The sequence below is a fragment of the Rhizobium atlanticum genome (genome assembly GCF_030182485.1).
In the GTDB taxonomy this organism is placed as follows: Bacteria; Pseudomonadota; Alphaproteobacteria; order Rhizobiales; family Rhizobiaceae; genus Rhizobium.
In genome coordinates, this window is the sequence record NZ_JAQJCJ010000002.1 from 43119 (window position 1) to 56638 (window position 13520).

General features: G+C 59.7%; 12 protein-coding genes. 8 read left to right on the top strand and 4 right to left on the bottom strand.

The window, feature by feature from the left end; genetic code table 11:
* Positions 1 to 13 precede the first annotated feature (13 nt).
* The 4 genes from PH551_RS02610 to PH551_RS02625 are packed head-to-tail and all read right to left on the bottom strand — an operon-like array spanning position 14 to position 4646.
* Entirely contained in the window at positions 14 to 874 is an 861-nt protein-coding gene (locus PH551_RS02610) for an NAD-dependent epimerase/dehydratase family protein (protein WP_285191747.1), read from the bottom strand.
* A 30-nt stretch (positions 875 to 904) separates the two neighbouring features.
* Positions 905 to 1885: an ABC transporter permease gene (locus PH551_RS02615; RefSeq protein WP_285191748.1), complete on the bottom strand. Its 981-nt coding sequence runs from the start codon at positions 1883 to 1885 to the stop codon at positions 905 to 907.
* Positions 1875 to 3458, bottom strand: coding sequence for a sugar ABC transporter ATP-binding protein (locus PH551_RS02620; RefSeq protein WP_285191749.1), 1584 nt, complete (start codon positions 3456 to 3458; stop codon positions 1875 to 1877). The genes PH551_RS02615 and PH551_RS02620 overlap by 11 nt, the downstream gene beginning before the upstream one ends.
* A gap of 57 nt (positions 3459 to 3515) precedes the next feature.
* Positions 3516 to 4646, bottom strand: coding sequence for a substrate-binding domain-containing protein (locus tag PH551_RS02625; protein WP_285191750.1), 1131 nt, complete (start codon positions 4644 to 4646; stop codon positions 3516 to 3518).
* A gap of 417 nt (positions 4647 to 5063) precedes the next feature.
* On the opposite strand from PH551_RS02625, the gene PH551_RS02630 reads away from it, so the two are divergent.
* The 8 genes from PH551_RS02630 (at position 5064) to PH551_RS02665 (ending at position 13514) form a co-directional block, all read left to right on the top strand.
* Complete coding sequence (locus PH551_RS02630) at positions 5064 to 6566, top strand: aminoacyl-histidine dipeptidase (protein WP_285191751.1); 1503 nt, start codon at positions 5064 to 5066, stop codon at positions 6564 to 6566.
* Between the two features lie 9 nt (positions 6567 to 6575).
* A complete protein-coding gene (locus PH551_RS02635; protein ID WP_285191752.1) occupies positions 6576 to 7043 on the top strand; it encodes a cupin domain-containing protein in 468 nt (155 codons plus the stop codon).
* The gene (locus PH551_RS02640; protein WP_285191753.1) at positions 7043 to 7447 is read left to right on the top strand and encodes a cupin domain-containing protein; all 405 of its coding nucleotides are present in this window, start codon (positions 7043 to 7045) and stop codon (positions 7445 to 7447) included. The genes PH551_RS02635 and PH551_RS02640 overlap by 1 nt, the downstream gene beginning before the upstream one ends.
* Positions 7448 to 7541: 94 nt before the next feature.
* Complete coding sequence (locus PH551_RS02645) at positions 7542 to 8618, top strand: sugar ABC transporter substrate-binding protein (protein WP_285191754.1); 1077 nt, start codon at positions 7542 to 7544, stop codon at positions 8616 to 8618.
* Between the two features lie 53 nt (positions 8619 to 8671).
* Positions 8672 to 10207, top strand: coding sequence for a sugar ABC transporter ATP-binding protein (locus PH551_RS02650; RefSeq protein ID WP_285191755.1), 1536 nt, complete (start codon positions 8672 to 8674; stop codon positions 10205 to 10207).
* Positions 10200 to 11174 (top strand): ABC transporter permease, encoded by a 975-nt coding sequence (locus PH551_RS02655; protein WP_285191756.1) that lies wholly within the window; start codon positions 10200 to 10202, stop codon positions 11172 to 11174. The genes PH551_RS02650 and PH551_RS02655 overlap by 8 nt, the downstream gene beginning before the upstream one ends.
* A 10-nt stretch (positions 11175 to 11184) precedes the next feature.
* Positions 11185 to 11889 carry an L-ribulose-5-phosphate 4-epimerase AraD gene (gene araD, locus PH551_RS02660; RefSeq protein WP_285191757.1) on the top strand — a complete coding sequence of 235 codons (705 nt, stop codon included), beginning with the start codon at positions 11185 to 11187 and terminating at the stop codon, positions 11887 to 11889.
* 8 nt (positions 11890 to 11897) lie between these two features.
* Positions 11898 to 13514 (top strand): ribulokinase, encoded by a 1617-nt coding sequence (locus tag PH551_RS02665; RefSeq protein ID WP_285191758.1) that lies wholly within the window; start codon positions 11898 to 11900, stop codon positions 13512 to 13514.
* Positions 13515 to 13520 lie beyond the last annotated feature (6 nt).

A 13520-nucleotide genomic window follows, 5' to 3' on the forward strand; every position in this document is an offset into this window, starting at 1 on the left:
AAGCCGATCCCCCTCAGCTGCCTGCGTATTTTCGCCAGCTGTGTTCCGGCTGGTAACCGAGAACCCGCTTGGCCTTGTCGATCGAAAGGAGTGTCTCGTTCTTCCCCATTTGCTTTTTGAAAGGGACGCCCGGATACCACTTCGCAACGAGCTCTTCGTTTGCGGTGGTCATTACGCCGTCGTCGTTCGCGATGATGAAGACTTCCGCGCCCTTGCCATTCCATTCGAGCGAGCGGCGGATCGCCTGCGCGCCGTCGCGGGCATCGATGTAGGTCCAGAGGTTGAAGCGACGGCTGCCCGGGTTTTTCTCGAAAGCGGGGAAGTCCGCGTACTCGCGCTCGTCCATGACGTTCGAGAAGCGCAGGCACACCAGCTTGAGTTCGCTGTCCCAACGGCAGTACTGCTTGGCCATTTCCTCGCCGAGATGCTTCGACAGCGAGTACGACGTTTCGGGGCGAGACTCGTATTCCTCGTCAGCGGGGAAGTAGTCAGGCTTGATCTCGTACGGAATGCCGAGGAGGGTCTCGCTCGAAGCCCAGACGATGTTCTTGATGCCGAGAAGCCGGCAGGATTCGAAAACGTTGAATGTCGAGATCGTGTTCACACGGAAGACTTCCGCAGGTGCCACACGGCCCGGCATCGGGACCGCGGCAAGATGCACGACTGCCTCGGTTTTGCGATTATGGTCCCAGTCGAAACCGCTAATAGCTTCCACGGTCGCGCGCATGTCCTCGAAATCCACCTTGATGAAGGGGCAGAGGTTTTCCTGCGGGGCGACGGTGTCTGCGTTGATGACGTCGTGGCCCGTTTCGATCAGGTGCTTGATCGTTGCTCGACCGAGCTTGCCGCTACCGCCAGTTACCAGAACTCTCATTTTCTAATACCTCCTGAAATATGCTTCTTGTTAGCGGCTGCGACCGAGGGCAACCGCGAGGATGATGAGCAGACCGCGGGCGATCAGCTGCTGGCTGTAGTCGAGACCACCAAGGATCAAACCGTTGTTGATGACGCCGATCAAAAGCGCTCCGACGATCGATCCGATGACCGTGCCGCGGCCACCGAAGAGGCTTGTGCCGCCGAGCACGACCGCTGCGATGACCGACAGTTCGTCGCCTTCGCCAAGCTGGAAGCGACCGGACTGCAGACGGCCCGCATAGAGCATTCCGGCGATTGCGGCGGCGACGCCTGTCAGAAGGAGGACCTGGAACTTGATCTTGCGGACGTTAATGCCGCTGTAACGGGCTGCCACCGGATTGCCGCCCGCAGACATGACCTTGCGGCCGAACGGAGTCTTGCGGAGCGCCACGTGGGCGAGGGTGCCGAGGACAGCAACCCAGACGACGAGGACGGGGACGGGACCGATGTTGCCGGAGCCGAAGACATAGACGAAGGTGTCATCGACGATCGGAACCGGGGAGGTGCCGCTGACCCACATGCCGATTCCGCGAGCAATTCCCATCATCCCGAGCGTCACGAGGAACGAGGGGATATTGAGATAGGCGCTTAGGGTGCCGTTGATCGCGCCAACTAGAAGGCCGAGCGCCAAGCCTGCCATGATGCCGGCGGCCAGGCCATATTGCATAAGAGCCAGGCCCGCGATCACCGAAGAGAGACCTGCGATCGCGCCGACTGAGAGGTCGATCTCGCCCGCCGAGAGGACGAACGACATGGCCATCGCGACGATGGCGACGATTGCCGTCTGTCTAAGAATGTTCAGCAGGTTGTTCGACGACAAAAAGCCGCGGTCCTGGAGAAGAATGGCGAAAACGATGAAGATGACAACGAAGCCGATGTAGACAACGTAGTCGCGCCAGTTGCTGTGCCATGGCCTGCGTTGGATTTCTGATTCAGGTTTTTCGCTCAACGCCTTGACTTCAGTGGACATTTTGGCTTGCCTTCTGTATCGCCACCTGCAGGCCGAGTTCCCTGCGGATCAGCGGAGATTGGGTTTCGTCGCCGGCGTTCTCCGCCCAGGCTTCGATTTCGTCGCGTTCGATTTCACGGGCGAGCTTGCCGTTGCACATGACGAGAATGCGGTCGCTCGTAGCCAGGAGTTCGGCGGGCTCGGACGAAATGACGATGACGGACTTGCCGGATGACGCCACGCTGCGGATGAGTTCTACGATTTCTGCTTTAGAACCGATGTCGACGCCAGCGGTCGGTTCGTCGAGGATGACAACCGAGGGATCGGTGGCGAGCCATTTCGCGATGACAATCTTCTGCTGGTTCCCGCCGGATAGGTTGCGAACCTTGTTTTCCGCATTCGGCGTCTTGATGCGAAGGCGGGAAATGAGCTCGGCGTGAAGCGAGTTCTCGCGGTTGCGATCGATGAACGGCCCACGCACCATCTGGTCGACCTGGGGGAGTCCCAGGTTGTGACCGACGCTGTGCTCGACGATTAGACCTTCGTCATGCCGGCTCTCCGGTACGAGCACGATGCCTGCCTTGATGGCATCGGCAGGAGAGCGGAACTCGAGTGTCTTGCCATCGAGCTCGACCGACCCGGCCTTCCGCTGGTCAATGCCGAACAGCAGGCGGGCAAGTTCGCTACGTCCTGCACCCATCAAACCCGCGATACCGACGATCTCGCCCTTGTGGATTTCGAAGCTCACATGCTCAGGCTTGCCGGACGGCCCCGACAGATCGCATACTTTGAGGGCAGGTGCGCCCGAACGATCAATGGGACGAGCCTGGTACTCAAATCCGGTGACGCGTTTGCCGACCATGTTCTGTACGATGGAATCGAGCGTGAAATCGGAGGTCTTCCCGGAGGTCACATTCTGACCGTCACGCAGGATGGTGATCTCGTCGGCGATCGTCATGATTTCGGTCATGCGATGGGATACATACACAACCGCTGTGCCCGCGGCGGTCAGCTTGCGCAGCATCCCGAAAAGGGTGTCCGCTTCCTGCGCGCTGAGCGACGACGTCGGCTCATCGAGGATCAGGACGCGGGCCTTCTGATGAATGGCCTTCGCGATTTCCGTCAGCTGGGCCTGGCCGGGGCTGAGCTCCGAAACAGGTGTCCGAGGGTCGACCCGGAGGTTCAGCTGGCCGATAATGTCGGCGGCCTGAATGATTTCCCTCCGTTCGTCCACCAGCAACGACATCCGACGCGGTTCGCGGTTCAGGAATATGTTCTGGGCGACTGACAGAGACGGGATCAGACTGAGGTCTTGAAAGATCATCTCGATCCCGAGGCGACGGGAATTCTCCGGAGAGTTCTCCGTCATCCGTTCGCCGAAAACTTCGATCGTACCTTCCGTAGGGCTCACCACGCCCTGGAGGATTTTCAGGAGAGTGGATTTTCCAGCCCCGTTCTCTCCGACCAGCGCGTGGATAGTACCAGGCCGGATCGTCAGGCTAACGCCGCGGAGAGCGTGCACACCGCCAAACGACTTCTTGACGTCGCTCATCCTGACGGCGGCGACTTTATCCGCATCTACATGTGTATTCATGATCTTATCCGCCGCTTGTGAAATGGGGAGTGACAGCGCCACTCCCCGGTGGCGTCTTTAGTTCATCGCGTCAGTCAGGAGCTTTGGAGCCTGATCGCCGTTCGACTGGGGCCATGCCTCGAGAAGATTGTCGCGATTGACGGCGAGGGCAGGGAGAACGACGTATGGAGGTGCGTCCTTGCCGAGCAGTGCGTAACCAGCGAGGACGCCTTCCGCGTAGCCGGCACCGTACGGACGCTGGGAACCCGTTCCCTTGACGTAGCCGTTCTTGGCCATGTCGAGCGAGATGTTCACGCCGAGGTCGCAGGTCGTGATGACCAGGTCCTTGGAAGCGCCAGCCGCGCGTGCGGCAGAGAGCACGCCTTCAGTCGGAACGTCCCAGACAGCCCAGATGCCGTTGAGGTTCGGATGGGCTGTCAGCATTGCGGAGGCGACGCGTTCGGATTCGCTCGAGAAGTCAGGACCGCCGACGCCCGTTTCCTGGACGACCTTGATTTCCGGGTAGTCCTTGATGGCTTCCTTGAAGCCGACAACGCGTTCCTTCGTCGCGAAGAGGTCGGACGCGTGCGGGATCAGGCCGATTTCCCCTTTGCCGTTCAGCGCCTTCGCCATCAGGAGGGCGGCGACCTTACCCATGCCGCGGTTGTCGGACGACACGAGACTCACATAGTCCTCGCCAGCTTTCATTCCTGCGCCCGTCTGGTCAAGGAAGATGATCTTGATGCCGGCTGCTGCTGCCTTCTTGTAGGCACCCGCGGTCGCCGACTGCTCGGCGGGAACCGTGATCATGACGTCAGGCTTGAGTGCCATGACGCTTTCGATGTCGGACACCTGCTGTTCGGCGCGGTAACCGGCGTCGGTCGTCGCGACGATCTGGATACCGAGTTCTTCGAGAGCGTTCTTCTGGCCTGCCATCTGGGCCTTGGCCCAATCGGAAGCCGTGTAGTGCATCACTATCGCGGCCTTGGCCTTCTTCGCCTTCACCTTTTCGATCTCTTCCGGCGACAACTTGAGGTCGCTCGCGAGCACAGCTTTCTCGCCGTTCGGGCCGTCCGCTGGATGGCTTTCGATGTCCTTGATCTGCTGATCGACGTCGATCGCGAACGCGCTTGGCGCATAGGACGCGCTCATCGCCAACGCTGCGACGAAAGCAAGGCTATGGAGTGGCTTACGCATATTCAACGGCATTGTGGTTCCTCCCAATGTTGCCGATTAATACGAATGCAATAACGTATACGATAGCGCATTAGCTGGTAGAGTCAATCTGCAAATGACGTGTCAGCTTTTGTCGCGCAAATCCGGATCGAGCGACGCCAGTCACAAATCTCCATCAGCCGTGGCCAGACTTGACAGTAACGAATTCGCTAACGTATACGCTAAAGGATCGAAGCCAGACGTTCAGGTGAAATTCTCTCACCTATTTCGCTGAATAATGCGTTTGAAATACTTGCTCGAAACGAAGATGTTTCATGCCGTGGAGGGCATCTGAGCCTTGGATCGCCTTAGAGCGTAAGATGTGAAGCAATACGGTTTTACGCAATCGCCGAGACTATGTTTCGTCGGACAGGAAAGTATTGCGCCGATTTGGAGTAGGAGGAGGACTGAATGAGTGTCCCTGCCGGAAAGACTGTCGACAGACGCGCCAATTCTGTACTTGCTGGCCTGGAGCCCGCAATATTTTTTGGATTTTTTGAAGAGCTCAGCGCGATCCCGCGCGGTTCGTACAACGAGAAGCAGGTCAGCGATCATATCGCCAATTTCGCTCGCTCTCGTGGTTTTGAAGTCTACCAGGACGATATCTTCAATCTGCTCATCAAGAAGCCGGGCACGCCTGGCTACGGAAACGCGCCGACGCTGATCCTGCACGGCCATACCGATATCGTCTGCGAAAGCGACGAAGGCGTCGAGCATGATTTCAAGAACGAAGGCATCAAGCTCCAGGTAATCGGCGATTTCATCCACGGAACTGGCACGACGCTCGGTGCCGACAACACGGTCGGCGTAGCATTCGCGATGTCGCTGCTCGCATCGGATGATATTGCGCATCCGCCGCTGGAAATCGTCTTGACGGTGCAGGAAGAAGTGGGGAAAGGCGGCGCGCAGCACTTCGAGGGTGCCAAGCTCAGCGGCAAGCGTCTGCTCGACATGAACTGGCATGACCCCAAGTCTCTGTTCGCAGGTTGCGCCGGTGACATTTCGGCTCGCTTCAAGATTCCGCTCAAGTGGGAACCGCGCGCTTCCGGTCAGACCGCTCTTTCCCTGCGTATCTCGGGGCTCAGCAGCGGTCATTCCGAATTCGACATCCATCTCGAGCGTGCCAATGCGATCGTGCAGCTCGGTCGTCTTCTCCGGATCGCGATCCGACAAGCCGGCGCGAGCGTCGCCGAGGTCAACGGAGGGGTAAACCGTTACGTCATCCCGGGCGAAGCGGAAGCGATCATCTCGGTCGACGCATCCAATGTCGCCGATCTGAAGCAGAAGATCGAGGCGGAAGCTGTCGCGATAGCCTTCGAATATAAGACCAGCGACCCGAATCTAAAGATTGCTCTGACCGAGTGGCAGAACCAGTTCACGGAAGTGTTCTCAGCCCAGGCGGCTCGCGCCATGGTCGACGCCATGAACCTGCTCCCGAACGGTGTCCAGAGCAAAAGCCTTCAGGTCGAAGGTCTTGTCGAAAGCTCGAACACCGTCGCCTTGCTGTCGAACGACCGTAATGAGGTCGAGATCGTCAACACGATCCCGAGCGCCGTCAGCTCGCGTCGCTATAACATCGTCGACAAAATCCGGCAGCTGTCGGAGCTCATTGGCAACGGCGCGACCGTCGAGACTTTCGCAGATTGCCCGGAGTGGCCGTACAACCCGGACTCCCGGATGCTTAACGCCGCCAAGGCCGCATACGAGCGCGAGTTCGGTGAACAGCCGCACGTCGAGGTTTCGCACTCGAGCCTCGAACTCGGCCTCTTCCGCAAGAAGGTTCCGGACATCGACATGCTGTCGATCGGACCGGAAGCGTTCGACGTCCACACGACCCGCGAGCGTCTCAACCACACGACCGTGGATTCAACCTGGCGGCTTCTCAAGTCGCTGCTTTCCGAACTCCGGACCTAAGGTACCGAAATGCCAAAACTGCCAAGCTACTTCGGCAATTTCCCGCATCCGCCGACCGACAAAAAGCCAGTCCATCTGACCCGTGACGCGTACAAGATGTTCATCTACACGGGCACGAAGCCTTACTCGAGCGACCTGAACTATCTGCTCGCCAGCACGGACCAGCAGACCACGGGCATCTACCAGCTCGCTCCGGGTAGCAACTTCGATCCCGCCGACATTCACGCCGGCGACGAAGTCTACTACGTGCTCGAAGGTACCGTTCACCTCCTCAATCCGGCAACGGGACAGACCGAGGAGCTCGGACCGGGCGACGCAGTGCTTATTCCCAAGGGAGCATGGCACCGCGGCTATAACTTCAGCGACAAGCCCGCGGTCATCCTGTTCTGCATCGCTCCCCGTATCTGGGACGAGAGCGGTCCGCCGACTGCATACGACGGCCCGACCCGCCTCTACAAGCACGAAGGGAGAGCGTGATGAGCCTCGAAAAGCTCGGAGCCTATCCCGTCGACGGCGCTAAGGCCCGCGAAAAGGGAGACCTCGTCAAGGTCTCCAAAGGCGATCGTTTGAACATCGTTTCCGGTGCCGACCATCCTGTTCTGATCCAGTTCGCGGTCAGCAATGACTGGATGCACCTCGGAGAATTGGTGATCCCGGTCGGTGGCGTCGGCCCGCGCGCAAGCGAACCCGACAGCCACGAAGGGGACGCGGTGTTCTACGTCCTGCAGGGACCTGCGACTTTCTATCTCGCCGATACCGACGAGACGTTCCACATCCGTGACGGGGAGTCGTTCTTCCTGCCCGGCGGCACAACGTACCAGTGCCTGAACTACGGTGCGAACCCGATACGGGCGGTCTTTACAATCGCTCCCGGGCTCTAAGCCGGAACCTTCGAATGCCAGTTTGCAAAGTTCCTCCGCGGAGCCGTTTCCGCGGACGGGAGACCCTTGTCTTGTCACAACCAGGGAGGATCATGTGACAATCTCCAGACGTACGCTAATGCTCGGTGCGGCAATCGCCGTCACCGCCTCGCTTTCCTTCAGCTCGGCGTTTGCACAGCAGGCCGACTACTCGAAGGTCTTTCCAGGCATCTTGATGGACAAGGACATCAAGCCGACAGGCCAGGAAGCAAAGCCCGTCAAGAAGGACAACCGTCCGCTCAAGGTTGGCTTTCTCCCCACGGCGATGGACACCTATTACCAGCGCGTTCTCGCTGGCGTGAAGGAAGAAATCGACAAGCGCGGGGGCAATTCGGCGATCCAGCTCCTCGTCCAGGCTCCGAGCAGCCAGTCTGCCACGGACGACCAGATCAGAACCATGGAAGCCTGGATCAACGACGGCGTCGATGCAATCGCCGTTGCCCTATACAACGAAGGTGCGTTGCTTCCTTCGATCCGCCGCGCCACCGAGGCAGGCATCCCGATCTTCCTCTTCAACTCTCCTGTCGCCGACAACCCGTACTACGTCAGCGACATCGGTTACGACCAGAGCGACGGTGGTCGTGCACAGGCTCAGTGGCTGGTCGACACCTACGGCGACAAAGAAGTCAAGCTCGGTATCCTCGAGGGTCTGCCGGGCCCGCACACGAACCAGCGCATGAAGGGTTTTGACGAGATCATCTCGAAGCATCCGAACTTTAAGATCGTTGCCCAGCAGCCCGCCGGCTGGGTTCGCGCTCAGGGTCTGACGGTTACCGAAAACATGTTCACGGCTCACCCGGACATCGAGGTCCTGGTCGCTCTCTATGACGAAATGGCCCTCGGCGGTCTCCAGGCTCTCAAGGCCAAAGGCCTGGACGGGCAGGTCGCGATTGTCGGCTACGAGAACATGAAGGAAGCCAACGACGCGATCCTGACGGGCGACTTCTCGGCGACGGTCGACACGGGAGCCAAGGAAGAAGGCCGCAACATCATCCGCGCTGTCGACGAGTTCGTCATGAAGGGCAATCCCGTTCCCAAGAAAATCTTCGTCGCACCAAAGACCTACGACGCCAAGAACATCAAGACGTTCGATCAGAACGACTACGTCTACGTTCCGCAGCAGAAGATGTGACACGTACGCGGCCCCTCTTATCGAGGGGCCGCTCATCGAAATGGGTGACTTAGATGACGAACGCTCCGCTGCTGCAAATGAAGGGCATCACTAAACGCTTCGGGAACATGAAGGCGCTTAGTGGGATCGACCTTGTACTCAATCCAGGCGACGTCCTTGGCCTTGTCGGTGAAAATGGCGCAGGCAAATCGACGTTGATGAAAATCCTGTCGGGAGCGTATGCACGCGACGAGGGCACGATCTCAGTACGGGGCAGGGTCGTCGATCTTGACAATCCCAGGGACGGCTCCAAGGCCGGGATCGCGATTATCTATCAGGAACTGAGCCTGTTCCCCGATTTTGACGCCGCGGAAAACATCTTCGCAGGCAGGGAGCTCCGTCGTGGAAAGTCAAGCGCGTCGCCGCTGGATCACACGGCAATGCGTGCCGCTGCATCGCGCATTCTCAAAGGCGAACTCGGCGTCGACGTACCGCTCGATCGGCCCGTCCGCGAGCTTAGCCTCTCCCATCGACAGATGATCGAGATCGCGAAGGCGATCAGCAGCAATGCCGACATCATCATCATGGACGAGCCAACCGAGGCCCTCGAGGAGGTCGAACGCAAGCAGCTGTTCGCCATCATCAAGAAGCTCCAGCAGGCCGGCAAAGGCATTATCTACGTCTCCCACCGCATCCAGGAACTCCTCGGCATCGTCAGTCGCGTGATGGTCCTGCGCGACGGCAACACGGTTGCCGATCTGCCCGTGTCCGAGCTCGACGTCGACAAGGTCGTCAGCGCGATGATCGGCGGGTCCCTGGCAAAGCAGTTTCCTCCCCGCGTCCCGGCAAGGTCCGAGCCCTCGCTGGACGTTCGCGGTTTGACGAAGAAGGGCGTTTTCGAAGACGTCACTTTTTCGGTGGCCAAGGGTGAAATCCTCGGCATTACGGGCCTTGAAGGCTCCGGGAAGAGCGCCGTGTTGCGCGCCATCTTCGGACAGCGCGCCTTTGACGCTGGCTCGATACACATCGAGGGCAAACAGGCGCGGATTTCGGACGCGACAGACGCGATCCGTCAGAATGTCGCATTCCTGCCTGCGGAACGCAAAACCGAGGGAATCTTCCCCGAGCACTCCGTGGGATGGAATCTCTCGATCGCCAATCTCAGGACGTTGGGCAAGATCACGCTCAAGCCGAGCCGCGAGCGCGACATCACCAAGGGCTACATCTCAAAGCTCGGCGTCAAATGCGACGGCCCTTCGGCCGACATCGCGTCGCTCTCCGGCGGCAACCAGCAGAAGGTCATGCTCGCCCGTTGGCTTCTCACGCGGCCCAAGGTGCTCATGCTCGAGGAGCCCACTCGTGGCGTCGATGTGCGTGCGAAGGCCGAAGTTTATGCCCTCATCCAGGCGGCAGCCAAAGAGGGTTGCGCCGTCGTCGTGGTCTCGGCCGACAACGCCGAGCTGCTCGGTCTCTGCCACCGCGTTGCGGTCATGTTCGAGGGGCGGATCACCACCGTCGTGGATGCGGCGACGTCAAAAGAAGAAACACTCGCACTTCATTCGGTCCGGCCGCCTCAAGGCCAGCCTATTCAGGGAGGAATCCATGGCTGACATCGCAGCTACGCGCCCGCGCTCGGCTTTCAAGTTCGCACGCAACACCGGCAATGCGGGTGTCTACCTTGCATTCGTCGTATTGCTGATCGCGCTCGCTTTCGCCGCTCCGCGCTTCTTCACCTTCGGCAATCTCACCGACGTGCTTCGCCAGGCCGTTCCGATCGCGGTCATCGCATTCGGTGCGACCTTCGTTATCGGCATGCGCGGTATCGATCTGTCCGTCGGCTCGACGCTAGCGCTTAGCGGCCTCGTGACGGCGAACCTGATCGTTCTCGGGTATCCGGTCGCTCTGGCCTGTGCCGGCGGCATTGCGGTCGGCGTGGCCATCGGCTTCGCGAATGGCATCCTTATCACGAAGGTCGGCATCACCGACTTCATCGCGACTATGGCGACCATGGTCATGAGCCGCGGCATCGTGATGGTCTACACGCAGGGCATTCCGATCGTCGGCGCGTCCGATCCAGCGTTCCGTGTAATCGGCCAGAGCTATGTCGGCGGCATCCCGGTTCCGGTAATCCTGACCGCAATCGTCTTCGCCATCGCGTTCTACTTTCTCTACTACACCCGCTTTGGCCGCTTCGTTCTTTCGATCGGCAGCAATCCGGACGCTGCTCGTCTCGTCGGCATTCCGACGGACAAAGTGAAGATCGCGGTATACGTTCTCGTTGGCGTGCTATCGGCATTCGCGGGGGTACTCCTAACCTCGCGCCTCGAGGCTGCCATGCCAGAAGCGGGGCAGGGCTACGAACTCGATGTCATCGCTGCTGTTGTCATCGGTGGGACGGGTCTTTCCGGTGGTCGGGCTACGCTTTTCGGAACGGTTGTCGGTGCGGTTCTCATGGCCGTGGTCCGCAACGCCCTCAACCTGCTCAACGTCAACACATTCTGGCACCAGGTCGTTATCGGCACGATCATCCTGATCGCCGTCGCAGCCGACCGCTTCAACCGTCGTCAGAAGGCTTGAGGAGAGCGCCATGAAATACGCAGAACTGCGCAAGTCCGTTCTCGACGCCAATTTCAAACTCTATGACAGCGGTCTTGTCATCTCGACGTTCGGCAATGTCAGCGCCATCGATCGTGAGCAAGGTGTCGTCGCCATCAAGCCGAGCGGCGTTTCCTACAAGGCTATGACCGCCGCGGACATCGTGGTGACCGACCTCGACGGAAACATCGTCGACGGCACGATGCGGCCGTCGTCCGACCTCGACACCCACCTGGAGCTCTACCGGAGCTTCAAGGCCATCGGCGCTGTGGTTCACACGCACTCCTTCTTCGCGACGGCCTGGGCTCAGTCCGGAAAGGGGATACCCGCGATGGGAACGACGCACGCCGACTATTTCAACGGCACGATCCCGGTCACGCGGAAACTTCGGGACGACGAGATCAAGGATGACTACGTCCGGAACACCGGGAAGGTCATCGTCGAGGCTCTGGGCAACAACAGGCCGCTCTCGATCCCCGCCGCTTTGGTGAACGATCACGGTCCCTTCTGCTGGGGCACGGACGCGGCGGAGGCTGTTCATAACGCGGAAATGCTCGAGGCCGTCGCCAAGATCGCTTTCCACTCGCGCCAGCTGAACCTGGACGATCAGGAAATATCTGCAGCTCTGCTCGATCGCCACTATCAACGCAAACACGGCCACTCGGCGACTTACGGCCAGCCTGATGGTTCTAAGTAGGGATTACCATGTCGATTGTAGCAGGTGTTGACTTCGGAACGCTGAGCGTGCGCGTGACGCTCGCGGATTCCGACAAGGGTTCCCTTGGGACGGCTATCGCGGAGTACCCGCTTGAACGGCGTCGCTCCGATCCCGATCTCGCGACACAATCCCACGCCGACCATATGGAAGCGCTGGTGTTCGCGATGAACCGGGTCACCGACGAATGTGGTATTGACCCCAAGCTCGTCCGATCGATTGCTGTCGACACCACCGGGTCATCGGTGCTGCCCGTTGACAAGAACATGCAGCCACTCGGGGATTATTACCTTTGGTGTGACCACCGTGCGAAAGCAGAAGCCGAAGAAATCACGGCGATGGCGCACGACATGCACCTGGAAGCGATCGAATGGTGCGGCGGGACTTATTCGCACGAATGGGGTTTCGCAAAGCTGCTCCACTGGTTGCGGCACAACCCTGATCAACGGGAGCGCTTCGGAACCGCGGTCGAGCACTGCGATATGGCCGCGGCAGTCCTGACGGGCGTCACCGATTCATCCCGGATCGTCCGCAGCGTCTGCGCCATGGGTCACAAGTGGATGTGGAACACGAAGTGGGGCGGCTTGCCGTCACAGGCATTCCTTTCACGTGTCGATCCATTGTTTGACGGGGTGAGAGAGAAAATTGGCGGTACCTATCAGACGTCCTCCTCGGTTGCTGGCGGCCTCAGCACCCACTGGGCCGCACGCCTTGGCCTGACATCCGGCATTCCTGTTCCGACGGGAGCCTTCGATGCCCATTGGGACGCGATCGGAGCGGGGTGCAAACTTGGGGATGTCGTCAACGTTATCGGTACGTCGACGTGCATCATTGCGGTCAGTGAGCGGGTAAAGCTGATCCCGGGCGTTTGTGGGGTCGTGCCCGGAAGTGCCCATCCGGACCTGGTGGGTGTCGAGGCCGGCCTTTCCGCGGTTGGCGATCTCTTCGACGCCGTCGCGCGACGCGCGGGCACCACCGTGGCAAGGCTCGCCGAGGGACTGGAAAGCATCGAGGGCGGGAAGACGGGCCTCATGCGTTTTCCATGGGACAACGGCGATCGGACTGTTCTTGTGCGCTCGGACCTCGGCGGAGTGACCCTTGGTTGGCATCTTGGCCATACTGCGCAGGACGAACTCTACGCGGCAATCGAAGGGACCGCCTTCCATACCCGCATCATCCTCGAGCGAATGGAACAGCACGGCGTTCCGGTCAATCGGGTGATCAACGGGGGAGGAATTCCGCAGAGAAACCATATCCTCAATCAAATCTACGCGAATGTTATCGGGAAGCCGATCCTGGTTCCGGACGGCGTTCCCACTGGTCTCGGTTCGGGAATTTTCGCCTCTCTCGCCTCGAAAGATCACGCGTCGATTGAAAGCGCCCAGGCCGCCATGTGCGTGGGGTTCAAGAAGTACGAGCCCGATCCAACGACGCGGGAGCGGTACGAAACCCTCTACCAGCTGTTCAAACAGGTCTACATGGGTTTCGGCACTCCCAGCCTTGGCGACTTCTCGCAGGTTCTCGGCGACATCAAGCGTATCGCCGCCGGAGAAAGCATCCGGTCGGATTTCGGCCAGCGCACGCCACGGAAGGTAGCTTCGCTATGACCGGGT

Excerpts from the sequence above, each read along its gene's own strand:
- PH551_RS02610 (WP_285191747.1), bottom strand. The coding sequence starts at position 874 with ATGAGAGTTCTGGTAACTGGCGGTAGCGGCAAGCTCGGTCGAGCAACG.
- PH551_RS02615 (WP_285191748.1), bottom strand. The coding sequence starts at position 1,885 with ATGTCCACTGAAGTCAAGGCGTTGAGCGAAAAACCTGAATCAGAAATC.
- PH551_RS02620 (WP_285191749.1), bottom strand. The coding sequence starts at position 3,458 with ATGAATACACATGTAGATGCGGATAAAGTCGCCGCCGTCAGGATGAGC.
- PH551_RS02625 (WP_285191750.1), bottom strand. The coding sequence starts at position 4,646 with ATGCCGTTGAATATGCGTAAGCCACTCCATAGCCTTGCTTTCGTCGCA.
- PH551_RS02630 (WP_285191751.1), top strand. The coding sequence starts at position 5,064 with ATGAGTGTCCCTGCCGGAAAGACTGTCGACAGACGCGCCAATTCTGTA.
- PH551_RS02635 (WP_285191752.1), top strand. The coding sequence starts at position 6,576 with ATGCCAAAACTGCCAAGCTACTTCGGCAATTTCCCGCATCCGCCGACC.
- PH551_RS02640 (WP_285191753.1), top strand. The coding sequence starts at position 7,043 with ATGAGCCTCGAAAAGCTCGGAGCCTATCCCGTCGACGGCGCTAAGGCC.
- PH551_RS02650 (WP_285191755.1), top strand. The coding sequence starts at position 8,672 with ATGACGAACGCTCCGCTGCTGCAAATGAAGGGCATCACTAAACGCTTC.
- PH551_RS02655 (WP_285191756.1), top strand. The coding sequence starts at position 10,200 with ATGGCTGACATCGCAGCTACGCGCCCGCGCTCGGCTTTCAAGTTCGCA.
- araD (WP_285191757.1), top strand. The coding sequence starts at position 11,185 with ATGAAATACGCAGAACTGCGCAAGTCCGTTCTCGACGCCAATTTCAAA.
- PH551_RS02665 (WP_285191758.1), top strand. The coding sequence starts at position 11,898 with ATGTCGATTGTAGCAGGTGTTGACTTCGGAACGCTGAGCGTGCGCGTG.